Annotated in this window: 17 protein-coding genes; 5 read left to right on the forward strand and 12 right to left on the reverse strand. The window is 59.4% G+C overall.

The genetic code is table 11. The features are described from left to right. The first annotated feature begins 146 nt into the window (after positions 1-146). The 3 genes from KFS80_RS17850 (at position 147) to KFS80_RS17860 (ending at position 2,717) form a co-directional block, all read left to right on the forward strand. Positions 147-1,154, forward strand: a complete 1,008-nt coding sequence (locus KFS80_RS17850; protein WP_007911748.1) for a methionine ABC transporter ATP-binding protein — start codon at positions 147-149, stop codon at positions 1,152-1,154. A gap of 5 nt (positions 1,155-1,159) precedes the next feature. Next, positions 1,160-1,870, forward strand: a complete 711-nt coding sequence (locus tag KFS80_RS17855; protein WP_172680176.1) for a methionine ABC transporter permease — start codon at positions 1,160-1,162, stop codon at positions 1,868-1,870. Between the two features lie 76 nt (positions 1,871-1,946). Next, positions 1,947-2,717, forward strand: coding sequence for a MetQ/NlpA family ABC transporter substrate-binding protein (locus KFS80_RS17860; RefSeq protein WP_159813371.1), 771 nt, complete (start codon positions 1,947-1,949; stop codon positions 2,715-2,717). Between the two features lie 253 nt (positions 2,718-2,970). On the opposite strand, the gene KFS80_RS17865 is transcribed toward KFS80_RS17860, so the two are convergent. The 5 genes from KFS80_RS17865 to KFS80_RS17885 are packed head-to-tail and all read right to left on the reverse strand — an operon-like array spanning position 2,971 to position 6,879. Then, complete coding sequence (locus KFS80_RS17865; protein ID WP_007911741.1) at positions 2,971-3,606, reverse strand: SCO family protein; 636 nt, start codon at positions 3,604-3,606, stop codon at positions 2,971-2,973. Then, positions 3,603-4,502: a heme o synthase gene (gene cyoE / locus KFS80_RS17870; RefSeq protein WP_160054517.1), complete on the reverse strand. Its 900-nt coding sequence runs from the start codon at positions 4,500-4,502 to the stop codon at positions 3,603-3,605. Before cyoE ends, KFS80_RS17865 begins: the two co-directional genes overlap by 4 nt. Then, positions 4,490-5,569 carry a COX15/CtaA family protein gene (locus KFS80_RS17875; RefSeq protein WP_053125428.1) on the reverse strand — a complete coding sequence of 360 codons (1,080 nt, stop codon included), beginning with the start codon at positions 5,567-5,569 and terminating at the stop codon, positions 4,490-4,492. Before KFS80_RS17875 ends, cyoE begins: the two co-directional genes overlap by 13 nt. A 10-nt stretch (positions 5,570-5,579) precedes the next feature. Continuing rightward, positions 5,580-6,173: a hypothetical protein gene (locus tag KFS80_RS17880; protein ID WP_212545461.1), complete on the reverse strand. Its 594-nt coding sequence runs from the start codon at positions 6,171-6,173 to the stop codon at positions 5,580-5,582. Next, on the reverse strand, positions 6,139-6,879 hold the full coding sequence (locus tag KFS80_RS17885; protein ID WP_212545462.1) for an SURF1 family protein: 741 nt from the start codon (positions 6,877-6,879) through the stop codon (positions 6,139-6,141). Before KFS80_RS17885 ends, KFS80_RS17880 begins: the two co-directional genes overlap by 35 nt. Before the next feature lie 71 nt (positions 6,880-6,950). On the opposite strand from KFS80_RS17885, the gene KFS80_RS17890 reads away from it, so the two are divergent. Beyond that, a complete protein-coding gene (locus KFS80_RS17890; RefSeq protein ID WP_212545463.1) occupies positions 6,951-7,154 on the forward strand; it encodes a twin transmembrane helix small protein in 204 nt (67 codons plus the stop codon). A 9-nt stretch (positions 7,155-7,163) separates the two neighbouring features. Here the strand turns inward: KFS80_RS17890 and KFS80_RS17895 are convergent, their stop codons facing one another. The 4 genes from KFS80_RS17895 to coxB form a co-directional block, all read right to left on the reverse strand. Further along, entirely contained in the window at positions 7,164-8,051 is an 888-nt protein-coding gene (locus KFS80_RS17895; RefSeq protein ID WP_053125435.1) for a cytochrome c oxidase subunit 3, read from the reverse strand. 25 nt (positions 8,052-8,076) lie between these two features. After that, the gene (locus tag KFS80_RS17900) at positions 8,077-8,628 is read right to left on the reverse strand and encodes a cytochrome c oxidase assembly protein (RefSeq protein WP_212545464.1); all 552 of its coding nucleotides are present in this window, start codon (positions 8,626-8,628) and stop codon (positions 8,077-8,079) included. A gap of 288 nt (positions 8,629-8,916) precedes the next feature. After that, entirely contained in the window at positions 8,917-10,503 is a 1,587-nt protein-coding gene (gene ctaD, locus KFS80_RS17905; RefSeq protein ID WP_016986466.1) for a cytochrome c oxidase subunit I, read from the reverse strand. An 82-nt stretch (positions 10,504-10,585) separates the two neighbouring features. After that, a complete protein-coding gene (gene coxB / locus KFS80_RS17910; protein ID WP_008081192.1) occupies positions 10,586-11,713 on the reverse strand; it encodes a cytochrome c oxidase subunit II in 1,128 nt (375 codons plus the stop codon). Between the two features lie 369 nt (positions 11,714-12,082). Between coxB and KFS80_RS17915 the strand changes: the two genes are divergently transcribed. Next, positions 12,083-12,733 (forward strand): hypothetical protein, encoded by a 651-nt coding sequence (locus KFS80_RS17915; protein ID WP_053125446.1) that lies wholly within the window; start codon positions 12,083-12,085, stop codon positions 12,731-12,733. Positions 12,734-12,857: 124 nt separating this feature from the next. Here the strand turns inward: KFS80_RS17915 and KFS80_RS17920 are convergent, their stop codons facing one another. From KFS80_RS17920 to KFS80_RS17930, 3 genes are all read right to left on the reverse strand, one after another. After that, a complete protein-coding gene (locus KFS80_RS17920) occupies positions 12,858-14,384 on the reverse strand; it encodes a SulP family inorganic anion transporter (protein WP_053116386.1) in 1,527 nt (508 codons plus the stop codon). A gap of 90 nt (positions 14,385-14,474) precedes the next feature. Further along, positions 14,475-15,203, reverse strand: a complete 729-nt coding sequence (locus KFS80_RS17925) for a carbonic anhydrase (protein ID WP_212545465.1) — start codon at positions 15,201-15,203, stop codon at positions 14,475-14,477. Between the two features lie 237 nt (positions 15,204-15,440). After that, the gene (locus tag KFS80_RS17930) at positions 15,441-16,499 is read right to left on the reverse strand and encodes a PA0069 family radical SAM protein (protein ID WP_212545466.1); all 1,059 of its coding nucleotides are present in this window, start codon (positions 16,497-16,499) and stop codon (positions 15,441-15,443) included. Between the last annotated feature and the right edge of the window lie 133 nt (positions 16,500-16,632).

A 16,632-nucleotide genomic window follows, 5' to 3' on the forward strand; every position in this document is an offset into this window, starting at 1 on the left:
TTCCTTTTTTATGACCTTTGATCTTGTTATTGCCAAATCGAAGGTTAATTGCGAAATAAATGCTAAGAACCTCTATACGGACAGGCTAAAATGCGCGCCCGGCTAACCGCTGATCCTTTTCTAACGCGCCCCACAAGGTTCGCTACGTGATCGAGTTTCAAAACGTCCACAAGACTTACCGCGTCGCCGGTAAGGACATTCCCGCGCTGCACCCGACCAGTCTCTCGATTGAGAACGGTCAGGTCTACGGCCTGATCGGCCATTCCGGTGCGGGAAAAAGTACCCTGCTGCGTCTGATCAATCGCCTGGAAGATTCCAGCGGCGGCAAGATCTTCGTCGACGGTGAAGAAGTCACCGCGCTCGACGCCAAAGGCCTGCGCCGTTTCCGTCAGCAAGTCGGGATGATCTTCCAGCACTTCAACCTGTTGGCCTCGAAGACCGTCGCCGACAACGTTGCGTTGCCGCTGACCCTGGCCGGTGAATTATCGACCAGCGAGATCAATCAGCGTGTAGCTGAACTGCTGGCGCGCGTCGGTTTGTCCGACCACGCCAAAAAATACCCGGCGCAATTGTCCGGCGGCCAGAAGCAGCGCGTCGGCATCGCCCGCGCTCTGGCGACCAAGCCGAAGATTCTGCTGTGCGACGAGGCCACCAGTGCCCTCGACCCGCAGACGACCGCCTCGGTGCTGCAACTGCTGGCCGAGATCAACCGCGAGCTGAAACTGACCATCGTCCTGATTACCCACGAGATGGACGTGATCCGTCGCGTCTGCGATCAAGTGGCGGTGATGGACGCTGGCGTGATCGTCGAGCAAGGTTCGGTGGCCGATGTGTTCCTGCATCCGCAGCACCCGACCACCAAGCGTTTTGTCCAGGAAGACGAGCAGGTCGATGAAGGCGAGCAGCGTGATGATTTCGCGCACGTGCCGGGCCGTATCGTCCGTCTGACGTTCCAGGGCGAAGCGACCTACGCACCGTTGCTTGGTACCGTCGCCCGGGAAACCGGGGTCGACTACAGCATCCTCGCCGGTCGCATCGACCGCATCAAAGACATCCCCTACGGGCAATTGACCCTGGCCGTCACCGGTGGCGACATGGAAGCGGCCTTCGCCCGCTTCACCGCCGCTGATGTCCACATGGAGGTGCTGCGTTAATGGAAATGTTCGACGCTGCAATCAAGAATTACGACGCCGCGATAGAAGCCATCAAGCTGTTCTTCCAGAACATCGACTGGCTGGAAATCGGCCTGGCGACCAACGACACCATGATGATGCTCGGCGGCTCGCTGCTGTTCACCGTGTTGCTCGGCCTGCCGCTGGGCGTGTTGCTGTTTCTCTGCAGCCCGCGCCAGTTGCTGGAAAACCGCGTTCTCTACGCGATCATGTCGTTGGCGGTGAACATCCTGCGTTCGCTGCCGTTCATTATTCTGTTGATCGTGATGATCCCGCTCACCGTGCTGATCACTGGCACGTCGCTGGGCGTGGCCGGTGCGATTCCGCCGCTGGTGGTGGGTGCCACGCCGTTCTTCGCGCGTCTGGTGGAAACCGCGCTGCGTGAAGTCGATCGCGGCATCATCGAAGCGACCCAGGCCATGGGCGCGACCACGCGGCAGATCATTCTCAACGCATTGCTGCCAGAAGCCCGTCCGGGCATCTATGCAGCGATTACGGTGACGGCGATTACACTGGTTTCCTACACGGCAATGGCCGGTGTGGTCGGCGCCGGTGGTCTGGGTGATCTGGCGATCCGTTTCGGCTACCAGCGTTTCCAGACTGACGTGATGATCGTCACCGTGGTGTTGCTGCTGATTCTGGTGCAAGTGCTGCAGATGGTGGGCGACCGTTTGGTCGTGCATTTCTCGCGCAAATAAGCAGTTTTGTATTGAACAGATGAGCCGGCCATTCGCTGGCAGGCGCCAGACGGGCGCCTCATAAGGAGTTAGCTGAATGAAAAAACTGATCGCTGCTTTCGCTGCCGTTGCAGCATTCTCGGCCCACGCCGAAACCCTGACCGTTGCCGCCACTCCGGTGCCGCACGCAGAAATCCTCGAGTTCGTGAAGCCAGCCCTGGCCAAAGAAGGCGTGGATCTGAAGGTCAAGGTCTTCACCGACTACATTCAGCCGAACGTACAGGTCGCCGAAAAGCGTCTGGACGCCAACTTCTTCCAGCACCAGCCGTACCTCGATGAGTTCAACAAGGCCAAAGGCACCAACCTGGTTGCCGTGACCGGTGTGCACCTGGAGCCGCTGGGTGCTTACTCGAGCAAGATCAAAGACCTGAAAGACCTGCCAAGCGGCGCCAACGTGGTGATCCCGAACGACGCCACCAACGGCGGCCGTGCGCTGTTGCTGCTGGCCAAGGCTGGCGTGATCACGTTGAAGGATCCGACCAATATCCTGTCGACCGTCAAAGACATCGCGACCAACCCGAAAGACCTGAAAATCCGTGAACTGGAAGCCGCGACCATCCCGCGCGTGCTGACACAGGTCGACCTGGCGCTGATCAACACCAACTACGCGCTGGAAGCCAAGCTCGATCCGTCCAAGGATGCGCTGGTGATTGAAGGTAATGATTCGCCGTACGTGAACATCCTCGTGTCCCGCCCGGACAACAAGGACAGCGACGCGATGCAGAAACTGGCTGCTGCGCTGCACAGTCCGGAAGTGAAGAAATTCATTACCGAGAAGTACAAAGGCGCGGTATTGCCGGCGTTCTGATTTAGATTGCTGCAACGAAAAAAGGGGACGCCATGAGCGTCCCCTTTTTTGTGTCTGGTGTTCGGCTTTGGAACTGTTGTGAAGCTGCCCCTCACCCCAGCCCTCTCCCGAGGGAGAGGGGGCCGATCTTCAAGCTTTTCGAGCCTGAGTTCGACTCACAATTGCAGGTCGGCGCAACTCGAAAAAACACCTAGGTCAGTCCCCTCTCCCTCCGGGAGAGGGTTAGGGTGAGGGGCTCTTGGCTTTTAAACTGTCACTTACGGTTAAGCATGACCGGCAGTTGCGCCACCAGTTTGGCGTTGTTCAACGGCGCCCGAATAAACCCACGCTGTGTCCCGTCCGGGCCAATCACCGCGAGGTTGCCGCTATGGTCGACGGTGTAATTCGGCTTACTCGTATCCGCCGGAATAAACGGAATACTCACCGCATTCGCCACCTTCTGCAGCTCTTCAATCGAGGTCGGCGTCAGACCAACAAACTGCGGATCAAAGTAGCCCAGATACTGCTTCAACTGCTTCGGGTTATCGCGGTTCGGGTCAACGCTGACCAGCACGATCTGCAATTTATCCACAGCGTCTTTCGGCAGTTCACTCTTGATCTGCCGCAGCTGTGCGAGGGTGGTCGGGCAGATGTCCGGGCAAAAGGTGTAGCCAAAAAACAGCAAACTCCACTTACCTTTCAGCTCATTGATCGCCACCGGTTTGCCGTCCTGATCGGTCATCGTTACGTCCGGCAAATTGCGGCTCTGCGGCAGCAGGATAATGCCGGCGTCGATCAACGCCGTGGGGTCGCCCTGGCCCTTGCCGCTCAGCACTTTGTTGACGGTCAGGCCGAGGATCAGCGCGATCACGGCGACGAGGATGAAGACGGTTTTCTGGGTTCGAGTCATAGGTTCAACAGTAAGTAGTGGTCTACGAGCAGGGCGATGAACAACAGGAACAAGTACCAAATAGAGTACTTGAAGGTGTTGATCGCCGCGTGCGGCCGAGTGCCACGGTACAGCACCACGGCCCATTGCAGAAACCTTGCGCCCAGACCGAGCGCGCAAATCAGGTAGAGCACGCCGCTCATGTGGATCACGTACGGCAGCAGACTCACCGCCAGCAGCGCGAAGGTGTACAGCAGAATGTGCACTTTGGTGTAGTGCTCGCCGTGGGTGACCGGCAGCATCGGGATGTCGGCTTTGGCGTATTCCTCTTTGCGATGGATCGCCAGCGCCCAGAAGTGCGGCGGCGTCCAGGCGAAGATGATCAGCACCAGCAACAACGGTTCGGCGCTGACGTGGCCGGTGGCGGCTGTCCACCCCAACAGAGGTGGGGCGGCGCCGGCGAGGCCACCGATGACGATGTTCTGTGGCGTCGCACGTTTGAGGAAACCGGTGTAGATCACCGCGTAACCGAGCAGCGAAGCGAGCGTTAGCCACGCCGTCAGCGGATTGGTGAAGGTCAGCAACAACGCCTGACCAAGCAGCGCCAGAACCAACGCAAAGGTCAGTGCCGCCGCCGGCGAAACCCGGCCCTCGGCCAGTGGCCGTTTGTGCGTGCGCGCCATCACCGCATCAATGCGCCGATCGACCACATGATTGACCGCCGCCGCGCCACCGGCACATAGCGCAATCCCCAGATTGCCGAACACCAGCACCGTCCACGGCACCCCGGCACGAGTCGCCAGAAACATGCCGACCAGCGAGGTGATTAGCATCAACACCACGACTTTCGGTTTGGTCAGCTCCAGGTAATCACGCCAGATCGCCTGATGCGGACGTTCGCCAATCAGAATCGCCACGGCGTTTCTCCTTTAATAGTGATGGGCGCGGCGGAATGTTTGCGCGGGCTCAGGCGCCAGCGCGCGAGCACCGGTTGTTTGACCCGAACCAGGCTGGTGCGCGCGTGGTAATTGACCAGCACCATCGTCAGCAACAGCGCGGCACCGCCAGCGTTATGTGCGACCGCCACCGGCAGCGGCAGATGGAACAACACGTTGCTGATGCCGAGGGTGATCTGCGCCGCGAGGGCGACGAGAACCAGACCGGCCAACCGCGTCATGCCAACCACTTTCAGTTGCCAGGCGAGACCGAGCAGCACCAACGTCACCAGCAACGCGCCGATACGGTGAGTCAGGTGAATCGCCGTGCGCGCATCGCTGTCGAGTTGCCCGCCGAGATAATTCGGGCCGATGTGTTGAGTCAGATGAAACCCATTGGCGAAATCCGCCGGCGGCAGCCACTGCCCGTGGCAGGTCGGGAAGTCGATACACGCCACCGCCGCGTAGTTGGAACTGACCCAGCCACCCAGCGCGATCTGACCAATCACCAACAGTAATCCCGCCGTCGCCCAATACTGCAAACGCTTGGGCACGGTCAGCGCCGGCAACACGCCGGACAATCGAAGCGTCAGCAAAAACAGCAGACTCAAGGTCGCAAACCCGCCGAGCAGATGCCCGGTGACCACCTGCGGCCAGAGCTTGAGCGTCACCGTCCACATGCCAAACGCCGCTTGTGCGAACACCACCGCGAGCAGAAACAACGGCAGTTTCAACGGCTGCCCCGGATGACGTCGATTGACCCACGCCCGCCCGGCCAGAATCGAAATGAGCAGGCCGAGGGTGCCGGCGAAGTAGCGGTGGATCATCTCGTTCCAGCCCTTGTGCGCCTCCACCGGCGAATCGGGGTAATGCAGTTCGGCATGGGCCAGTTGCGCTTCGCTTTTCGGCACGCTGATAAAGCCGTAGCAGCCCGGCCAGTCCGGACAGCCGAGGCCGGCGTGGGTCAGGCGCGTATACGCGCCGAGCAGCACCACAATCAGCGCCAGCAGGGTGGCAAACAGCGCGAGGCGAAATCCAGGTTTGGCCATGACGATGCCCTTATCCGATGTTCGACAGTTTCAGCAGGTGCCGCAGGTCGTTGAGCAGATCCTTACCCTTCACATTCGGCTCGTAGCGCAGCACGAGGTTGCCGTGCGGGTCGATGATCCACAGTTGCGGCGTGGCTTTATCGCCCGTGGTTTTACTGAACACAGCGGCGTCCAGCGGGTAGCGTTGCAGCTGTGGATATTCGCGGTTGAGCTTGGCGTCGTAATCAGCGCTGACCGGTTGAGCAGCGGCGAGGGCGTGGCTGGCGCGGCCGGCATCGCGGCCGAGGCCGATCTGGATCTGCCGCGCCAGATACACCAGTTGCTGGCAATCCACCGCGCAATCTTTCGGCGCGGTGACCAGGATCTGCCAACGCTCCTCGTCGGCCTGCACGCCGAGGTCGGCGCGGGTCTGGCCGTTGCCGATCAGTTCACCGTGATAGCTGCGACCCTCCGGCACCCAGAACTGCAATTTGTACATGCCGGTGGCGAGCACCATCGGGCCAATCACGCCGAGCAAAATCAGCAATAACTGAATGCGCCCGCGACGGCGGCTGGCGGCAGGTTTCGCCTCAGACATGCTGGGTGGATTCATGGCCGTTCCCATGGTGTTTCTCCTTTGCGTTGTGCAAGCCCAAATAGACGTAGAGGCCGAGCAGGGCGGTGGCCATGGCGAACCACTGCACGGCGTAACCGAGGTGTTTTTCCGGGCCCATCGCAACCACCGGCCAATCGGCCTCGTAGCTGGCAGGGCCGGGTTCGGCGCGTAATTCGTAGGCGAAGCCGTCGCGGTCGAGGGTTTGCCACAGCTTGGCGGGTTCGACGGCGGTGATGGTTTGTGGCCAGGTGCTGCTGACTGGATCAGCGTGCAACTGAAAAGTGGCGCCGGGGGCGACGTAGACCCAGGCATCGATATTCAACGCCTCAGTGGGCGTGGTGAATTGCGGCGGTACACGGCGATCCGGCCACGGCAACCAGCCGCGATTGACCAGCAGCCACAAACCGCTGCGTTGATCCTGAAACGGTTGCAGCAACTCGACGCCGACCTTGCCGTTACGCTGGCGGTTATCCAGCAGCAAGCTGTGCGCGGCATCGAACTGGCCGTGCAGGTGCACGCGGCGATAGGCCGGATCGGATGTGTGTGGCAACTCGGTGCTGGCCATCGGCTCGGCCGTGCGACGTTCGGCGTAACTGGCGAGCAGGGCGGTTTTCTCGGCGCCCCGGCTCAGTTGCCAAAAGCCCAAAGACACCAATAGCGGCAGCAATAACGCCACCACCACGGTCGGAATCACGCCCGGACAAAAGCGCTTCATGGCCGCGCCACAAAGTCAGTCGTCGCGCTCGCTATACTCAACTGCATCGCCTGTCCCCCGGAGTTCTTCCCATGCTCAAAACAGCGATCGTCCTGATGCTGATTGCCACGGTGATCAGCCTGTTCAGCGGCCTGATTTTCCTGGTCAAGGACGACAGCAGTTCCAATCGCCTGGTCATCGCCTTGAGTGTTCGGGTGGCATTGGCCGCTGCCACCGTCGGCTTGATCGCCTGGGGCTTTTACAGCGGCCAATTGGTCTCGCATGCGCCTTGGTAGGGTTGATCCTCAGAGTACGTAAACGAAGATAAACAGGCCGATCCACACCACGTCGACGAAGTGCCAATACCAGCTCGCCGCTTCGAAGCCGAACTGGTGCTCGTTGTCGAAGTGGCCCTTCATGATCCGCATCAGCATCACAAACAGAATGATCGTGCCGATGGTCACGTGAGCGCCGTGGAAACCGGTGAGCATGAAGAACGTCGCGCCATAAATGCCCGAACCGAGGGTCAGCCCCAGTTCGTGATAGGCGTGAATGTATTCCTCAGCCTGGAAACCAAGAAACGCGCAGCCGAGCAGCACGGTGATCGCCAGCCAGATTTTCAGCGCGCCGCGATGGCCCTTTTTCAAGGCATGGTGGGCGATGGTGATGGTCACGCTGGAGCTGACCAGCAGGATCGTGTTGATCAGCGGCAGGCCCCACGGGCTGATGACGTCCTTGGGCGGCGGGAACAGTTTCGGATCCGGTGTGTGCAGCAGCGGCCAGGTGAACTGGAAGTTCGGCCAGAGCATATGCGCGATGCCTTTGGTGCCTTCGCCGCCGAGCGCCGGGCCGGAGACGTGGCGCACGTAAAACAGCGCACCGAAGAAGGCGACGAAGAACATCACCTCGGAGAAGATGAACCAACTCATGCCCCAGCGAAACGAGCGATCCAACTGCGCGCTATAGAGCCCCGCGCGGCTTTCCTTGATCACCGCGCCGAACCAGCCGAACAGCATGTACGCCAGCAACAGGCCGCCGACGAAAAAGATGTACGGGCCGTGGGATTCCGGGCGCGCCGCCTTTAGATCGTTGAACCAGACGGCCAGGCCGTACACGGTGATGGCCATGCCGAAGGTCGCAATGATCGGCCATTTGCTTTGCGGCGGAACGTAATAATGCTCATGAGTTGCCATTTATTGTTCTCCTTATCGGGCACGCTCAACCGCCAGTGTTTACAGCCACCGGTGGATGTCGGGCGGTGATATCGAACAGCGTGTAGGACAGCGTCAGGTGCTTCACATCCTTGGGCATGTCGCGGTCAACGATGAAACGCACCGGCATCTCGATCTGCTGACCGGGCTGCAGCACTTGCTGGGTAAAGCAAAAGCATTCGGTCTTGTGGAAATACGCCGCCGCGCTGCTCGGCGCGATGCTCGGCACGGCTTGCGCACTCATCGGTTTGTCGGTGGGATTGCGCGCGATGAAGATCATCTCGTTGACTGCGCCGGGATTGGCGGTGAGTTCGTCATGCTTGGGGTAAAAGTCCCACGGCATGTCGACGTTGTTGGTCGACAGAAACTGCACGCGCACCTGGCGCGAAGTGTCGACCACTTGCTCACCCTCGTACTGCCCACCGGTCTTGCCGTTGATGCCGAAGGCTTTGCACATCACGTCGTAGATCGGCACCAGGGCAAAACCGAACACGAACATCGCCACCACTACACCGAGGAGGCGGGTGACGAGCTTTTTCATCGAGATCGAGTCAGCCATGGCTTGCACCCCTTATCGGTGATGCCTTTGTGGCGAGGGGATTTATCCCCGTTGGGTTGCGCAGCAGCCCTGAATCCAGCGCACACGGTTTGCCTGATAAATCTCGGTTGCAGATTTTGGGGCTGCTTCGCAACCCAGCGGGGATAAATCCCCTCGCCACAGTGGATCTATTTGCATCCAGAGAATATCTGTGAGCATCCACAGGGGCTTTGTGTGCATCCAAAGAAGATTTTTGAGCATCCACAGGGGATCTGTGCCTTTGCACAAATTTCACAAAAGGCTGGATATTCATTTCACTTCCGGCGGTGTGGTGAAGGTGTGGTACGGCGCCGGTGACGGCACGCTCCACTCCAGACCTTCCGCACCATCCCAAGGTTTGGCCGGTGCTGGCGGGCCGCCGCGAATGGTCTTGATCACAATGAACAGGAAGAAAATCTGCGTCGCGCCAAACATGAACGCGCCGATCGACGAGACCATGTTGAAGTCGGCGAACTGCAGGTTGTAGTCCGGAATCCGTCGTGGCATCCCCGCCAATCCGACAAAGTGCATCGGAAAGAAGGTCAGGTTCATGCCGACAAACGATAGCCAGAAATGCAGTTTGCCGAGGGTTTCGTCGTACATGTGGCCAGTCCATTTCGGCAGCCAGTAATAGGTCGACGCGAAGATCCCGAAGATCGCCCCCGGCACCAGCACGTAGTGGAAGTGCGCGACGACAAAGTAGGTGTCCTGATACTGGAAGTCCGCCGGGGCGATGGCCAGCATCAGCCCGGAGAAACCGCCGATGGAGAACAGGATCACGAACGCCACGGCAAATAGCATCGGCGTCTCGAAGGTCAGCGAGCCTTGCCACATGGTGCTCGCCCAGTTGAACACTTTCACCCCGGTCGGCACCGCGATCAGCAGCGTGGCGTACATGAAGAACAACTCGCCCACCAACGGAATGCCGACCACGAACATGTGGTGCGCCCAGACGATGAACGACAGGAACGCGATGCTCGCCGTCGCATAAACCATCGAGGTGTAGCCAAACAGCGGCTTGCGCGAGAAGGTCGGGATGATCGAGCTGACGGCGCCGAAGGCCGGCAGGATCATGATGTACACCTCGGGATGCCCGAAGAACCAGAACACATGCTGGAACAACACCGGGTCACCGCCACCGGCCGCACTGAAGAAACTGGTGCCGAAGTGAATGTCCATCAGCATCATCGTCACGCACCCGGCCAGTACCGGCATCACCGCGATCAGCAGAAACGCGGTGATCAGCCAGGTCCAGACGAACAGCGGCATTTTCATCAGCGTCATGCCGGGGGCGCGCAGGTTGAGAATGGTCGCGATCACGTTGATCGCGCCCATGATCGAGCTGATGCCCATCAAGTGGATGGCGAAGATGAAGAAGGTCACGCTTTCCGGCGCGTACGTCGTCGACAGCGGCGCGTAGAACGTCCAGCCGAAGTTCGGCCCGCCACCGGGGGTGAACAGGGTCGATACCAGGATCAGGAACGCCGCCGGCAACAGCCAGAAACTGAAGTTGTTCATCCGGGGCAGGGCCATGTCCGGCGCGCCGATCATCAACGGGATCATCCAGTTGGCGAGACCGACGAAGGCCGGCATCACCGCACCGAAGACCATCACCAGACCGTGCATGGTGGTCATCTGGTTGAAGAACGCCGGCTCGACGATTTGCAGCCCGGGCTGGAACAGTTCGGCGCGAATCACCATCGCGAACGTACCGCCGAGCAGGAACATGCAGAACGCAAACCAAAGATACAGCGTGCCGATGTCCTTGTGGTTGGTGGTCAGCACCCAGCGCATCAGGCCTTTGGCGGGGCCGTGGGCGTGGTCGGCATGACCATGGTCATCGATGACAGCGCTCATGGCCGGTCTCCTGTACGTGAGTGGGTTGGGCAGGCCGGGGCGCACTGCCCCGACCGGTTCACGAAGTACGCGATAGACCGGCTCATTTGCTTTCCGCCTGTTTCAGCTCCAGCACTTCTTTTGGCGTGACCATGTCGCCCTTGTTGTTGCCCCAGGCGTTACGTTCGTAGGTCACGACCGCTGCGATATCGACTTCCGACAGCTGCTTGCCGAACGCCGCCATGGCGGTGCCGGGCTTGCCGTGGAAGACGATGCTCAAGTGGCCTTCTTTCGGTCCGGTGGCGATTTTCGAGCCCTTAAGCGCCGGGAACATTGGCGGCAGGCCCTGACCTTCGGCCTGGTGACAGGCGACGCAGGTGGTGTGATAAATCTTGTCGCCGCGCTCTTTAAGTTCGTCGAGCGTCCACTCCTTGCTGGTCAGCTCTTTGAGCTGCGCGGCTTCGGCTTTGCGCTCGGCGAGCCACTTGTCGTAGTCAGCCTTGTCCTTGACCTCGACCACGATCGGCATGAAGCCGTGATCCTTGCCGCACAGTTCGGCGCACTGGCCACGGTAGATGCCGGGCTTGTCGATGCGCGTCCACGCTTCGTTGACGAACCCCGGGATCGCATCGCGTTTGACCGCGAAGGCCGGCACCCACCACGAGTGGATAACGTCGGCGGAGGTCACGAGGAAGCGCACCTTGGCCCCGGTCGGCAGCACCAACGGCTTATCGACCTCGAGCAAGTAGTGCTCGCCCTTGGCTTCCTTGTTGTGGATTTGCTCGGCGGGGGTGGCCAGGTTGCTGAAGAACTCGACGTCCTGGCCCAGGTATTTGTAGTGCCACTTCCACTGATAACCGGTGATCTGGATATCGATATCCGGCTCACTGGTGTCGTACATCTTGATCAGGGTGGCGGTCGCCGGCACGGCCATAGCTACCAGAATCAGGAACGGTACGACGGTCCAGAGAATTTCGACGGTGGTGCTTTCGTGGAATTTTGCGGCGACCTGCCCGGTAGAACGGCGGTGCACCATCATCGACCAGAACATGGCGCCGAAGACGATGATCCCGATCACCACACAGATCCAGAAAATGGTCATGTGCAGGTCGAATACTGCGTGACTGATTTCAGTCGCTCCAGGCGCCATATTCACAGTCCATGCGGCGTGTGCCGGACTGAAAATCGACCACAACAGGAGGCCCATCCAGACGTGTGGATGTCGCATCATTGCGGGTTCCCCTTATCGTTCTTGTTATCCCGCCGGCTTTCGCCTGCGGCAAGGGAGCGGCTGCATCAGACTACGAACTTGAATCGCCGGGCCTTGCTGCGGGTGCAGTCGGGCGTCATCAGCTAACTCCATTCACTGGCGAGTATAGTCAGCGGCTGAGAATTGCAACGTGGCGACGTAAATGATCTGAAACAGCTGAAACTTGCGTTCAAGGGCACGAATGGAGAAGGATGCAGACGAGTGGTGGCAAATCGATATAACGCAGCTGCATCAAGGATGAAATAATTATGACAAATGCGTCTTAGCAATTTTCGTAAGCCAGCTAAGTTATGTCTTCCCTAATTCATTGCCTTGTTCCCTGGAGTTTTCATGAACACCGCCGCATTGCGCGAGCAGATCCAAACAGCCCAACAGCATGAGAAAGACACCGGCCTGCTGACCCGTCAGCTGGAAAGCAAGCTGCCTCATTTACACCCGGCGATTCAATTGCCGGAAGCCGACGCCCAAGGCGTGCTGACGCGTTTTGTCGCCGCCTACATCGATGAAGTGCCAGACCTGCTGGATGCAGCCAATGAAGTCGCCAGGGAAGCGGGAATCGAATCGCAGATCAAACCGGTGCTGAAAATCGCCGAGCAGTATTTCCTCCAGCCGCCCGCCATCATGGCCGGGCATGTTGGCCTGGATAGCCTGCTGGATGAAGCCTATCTGGCGCACCGTTTTGTCGAAGAGGTCAACGACCTGTACATCAAGCATTTCGGCCAGCCACTGATCCCCTTGGACATGACGGTCGCCAACTTGATTGCTCACCAATTGATCGGTGAGGAATTTGCCAACCAACTGGACGAAGCGGTGCATCACGCGATCGACGAGATGCTCAACGACGAAAGTTTTGCCCTGGAATCGGTAGAAGCCTACCGCGAAAAACTCAGCAGCCCGGACACCGGCGCAGCGTGGAAACGCTGGCCGTGCATGAGCCGCCGATTGGGCGTAGGCCTGGAACTCGACCAGCCCGCCGCCTGATTTCACACGATCCAATGTAGGAGCTGCCGCAGGCTGCGATCTTTTGATCTTGTTTTTAAGAAGATCAAGATCAAAAGATCGCAGCCTGCGGCAGCTCCTACAGGGGTTGAGTTCAGCCGGGAATTTAACCGGCTGCACCGATGCCTGTTGTTGTGCGAATCCGCCCCTCAAGCCTGCGCTTCAACCCGCGCGACTCGATCAACAGCTTCGACCCCTTCGCCGCATTCGCCCGGCCCCATTCCTCCAGCAACTCCAGACACGAATGGTCGATGTAGCTCAGATTATTGAGCGGCACATGCACCGTCACGCCTGCCGGAATACTGTTGAGCACCTGCGTCAGCGCCGGTACCTTCAGGAACGTCGCCGCACCGATCAAACGCAATTCCATCTCGCCGTCCTGCGGCAGATCGATCAGGCTGATCTTCAAGCGCGACGCCTTGAACGCCAGCTTCAACAACGTCAGACCGAAACCCAGCAACACTCCGGTCAGCAGGTCGGTGAAGATGATCGCCAGCGCCGTCGCCGCATAGGTAAACATCGGCATCCGCCCATAACGGCTCAGACCACGAAACGCCTTGAGGTCGACCAGTTTGAAACCGGTATACACCAGCACGCCCGCCAGACTCGCCACCGGAATGCTTTGCAGCACGCTTGACAACAACAGCACGAACGCCAGCAGCCACAGGCCATGGAAAATCGTCGAATAACGCGTGGTCGCCCCGGCCTGGACGTTGGCCGAACTGCGCACGATCACCCCGGTCATCGGTAGTGCGCCAACCAGACCGCAAAGCATGTTGCCGACCCCTTGCGCCGACAGTTCACGGTCGAAATCAGATCGCACGCCACTGTGCATGCGATCTACCGCAGCAGCGGACAACAGGGTTTCGGCGCTGGCGATAAAGGCTACGGCGAACGCCGCTATCAGCAACGTCGGATCAGCCAGACTGAGCAGATCTGTCGGCTTCAACCAGTCGATGGCTTCCGCGAGATTCGCCGGCACCTCAACGCGTTTCACCTGCAAGGCCAGCATCAGGCTGGCACCCGTCGCCAGCCCCACGCCAAGCAGCGCCCCGGGAATAAACCGTAGCGAATGCGGACGGAATTTTTCCCACAACCACATCACTGCAATCGTCGACAGCCCGAGCAACCCGGCCTGCCAACCGAACGACGGCACGGCCTGAGCCACCGCCGCCGGGAATGCGGCGAGGTTATCCAGCCCGGAAGGTTTCGGTGACGCATCGAGCATCACGTGCACCTGTGAGAGCACGATCAATACGCCGATCCCGGCGAGCATGCCGTAGACCACCGCTGGCGCCGTAACTCGAAACCAGCAACCGAGCTTCAGACGCCCAGCGACCAATTGCAGAAAACCGGCGAGCAGCAGAATCGGCCCGAGCATCTCGATGCCGTGCTGGCGCACCAGCTCGAACACCAACACCGCCAGCCCCGCCGCCGGCCCACTGACCTGCAACGGCGAACCCGCCAGCCAACCGACCACCAGCCCACCGATGATCCCGGTGATCAGGCCTTTGGCCGGCGGCAACCCTGACGCAATCGCAATGCCCATGCACAGCGGCAGAGCGACCAGAAACACAACCACGGAAGCGAGCAGCTCCCGTGGCAACACCGCTTTCAATTGAGCCGCACGCATGGCGATTCTCCCGACGTTTTCTTCAGGCATGGCAAGGCCGGGTCGCTGAATCAGCGACCGGCGTCAAACCACACAGATGTTTTGGAAGATTTAGAAGCGCGCTTTGGGCGTCGCCACCGGAATCGGATGGCTGCCGTCGAGCGGCAGGAAGCGTCCCTGATCCGCGTCGTAAGCTTTGATTTCGCTGGTTTCGATGTCGTAAACCCAGCCATGGATGAACAGATGACCGTTCGCCATGCGCGAGGCTACCGAAGGATGGGTACGCAAGTGCTGCAGTTGGGCGATGACGTTTTCCTCGGTGAGGATCGGCATGCTTTCTTTTTCGTCGGCGCAGTTACAGTTTTCATGCACCATGGTTTTCGCGACTTCAGCGTGACGCAACCAGGCTTTGACCGTCGGCATTTTTTCCAGGCTGTCCGGGTTGAGCACTGCACGCATGGCGCCGCAATCGGAGTGGCCGCAGATGATGATGTGCTGCACGCCGAGTGCCAGTACCGCGTATTCGATCGCGGTGGAAACGCCGCCGTTCATCTGGCCGTAAGGCGGAACCACGTTGCCGACGTTACGGGTCACGAACAGATCGCCGGGCGAGCTGTGCGTGATCAGCTCGGGGACGATGCGCGAGTCGGCGCAGGTAATGAACATCGCTTTCGGCGCCTGGGCCGTGGCGAGTTTCTTGAAGAGTTCTTCCTGCTGCGGAAAAATCTCATGATGAAAATGCAAAAAGCCATCTACGATCTGGCGCAGCGCTGCATCGGCGGATTCCGCTTCTGGGGACGGCGCCGACGCAGCCAGCGACTGTTTATCCTTATCACTCATGATTCATCCTCTATGACGGATTCAGGGACTCTTCCCCGGTATTCCGGTTTGAAGCCAGTGGCTGTTTAAACTTTCCCGGTCATCCCGACCGGTCAGTCACTCGATGAACAAGGTAGCCGCCGAAACTTAACTCAAACTGAATCAAACGCTCTAGAACGTGTGTTCCAGGTCACAAAAAATGTGACTGGGTAATTTCGACAGAAGGATTCCAACCCCTCAACCCAGCGTCAATTGTCGCTAAATCAACGACATCTGGCGACCCGGCGGACAGAAGGCTGTGCAATCAAGGTTATAGCCTTCGCGATGATTGAGGCCAAGCCGTTTAATCGCTTTGGCAAAACGTTGTGCGAGCAGGTCGGCAAACGGCCCTTCGCCACGCATGCGGGCACCGAAACGGCTGTCGTAAAGCTCGCCGCCACGGCTCTGGCGGATCAGGCTCAGCACATGGGTAGCGCGTTGCGGGTAGTGCGCGGCCAACCATTCCTCGAACAGCGGCGCCACTTCCAGTGGCAGGCGCAACATCATGTAAGCGGCACTTTGCGCACCGGCGGCGTGCGCCTCATTGAGCAGGTTTTCGATTTCGCTGTCGTTGATCATCGGAATCATCGGCGAGCACAACACGCCGACCGGAATTCCTGCTTCGCGCATGACCCGGATCGCCCGCAACCGCGCTTTCGGCGCAGCGGCACGCGGTTCGAGGATGCGTTTGAGTTCATCGTCCAGCGTGGTCAGGCTGATCATCACCGCCACCAGCCGCTGCTGCGCCAATTCAGTCAGCAAATCGAGATCGCGAAGAATCAGCGAACCCTTGGTGACGATGGTCACCGGATGCCGGTAGCGCAGCAGCACTTCGAGGGTCTGCCGAGTGATTTTGTGCTCGCGTTCGATCGGCTGATACGGATCGGTGTTGGAGCCCAGATTGATCGGCGCGCATTGATAGCCGCGTTTGCTCAACTGTTCTTCCAGCACTTGCGCGGCGTTGGTCTTGGCGATCAGCCGAGTTTCGAAATCCAGTCCCGGCGACATATCCCAATAGGCGTGACTGGGCCGTGCGTAGCAATAAATACAGCCGTGTTCGCAGCCTCGGTAGGGATTGATCGAGCGATCGAAGGGCAGGTCGGGCGATGTGTTACGAGTGATGATGGTTTTCGCGGTTTCGATCATCACCTCGGTGTTCTGTGTTTCGGGCACTTCCTGATACCAGCCGTCGTCCTCAGCTACCGAACGGCTCGGCGCGAAGCGGTTGTGCGGGTTGGTCGCGGTGCCGCGGCCGCGTGGGGGCAGGGCGATGGACATCAGTCGGATCCTTTGTTCTGTATATCCATACAGTAATCGCATTTGCCGGTTTTTGGCCACTACCGTTTGGCTGGCCGGCAAGAAATGCTGCGCTTCGGCTATTGCCGACAATAAGTAAGTTGTTATGTGCAAA

The organism is Pseudomonas rustica, from assembly GCF_018336155.1.
Taxonomy (GTDB): Bacteria; Pseudomonadota; Gammaproteobacteria; order Pseudomonadales; family Pseudomonadaceae; genus Aquipseudomonas; species Aquipseudomonas rustica.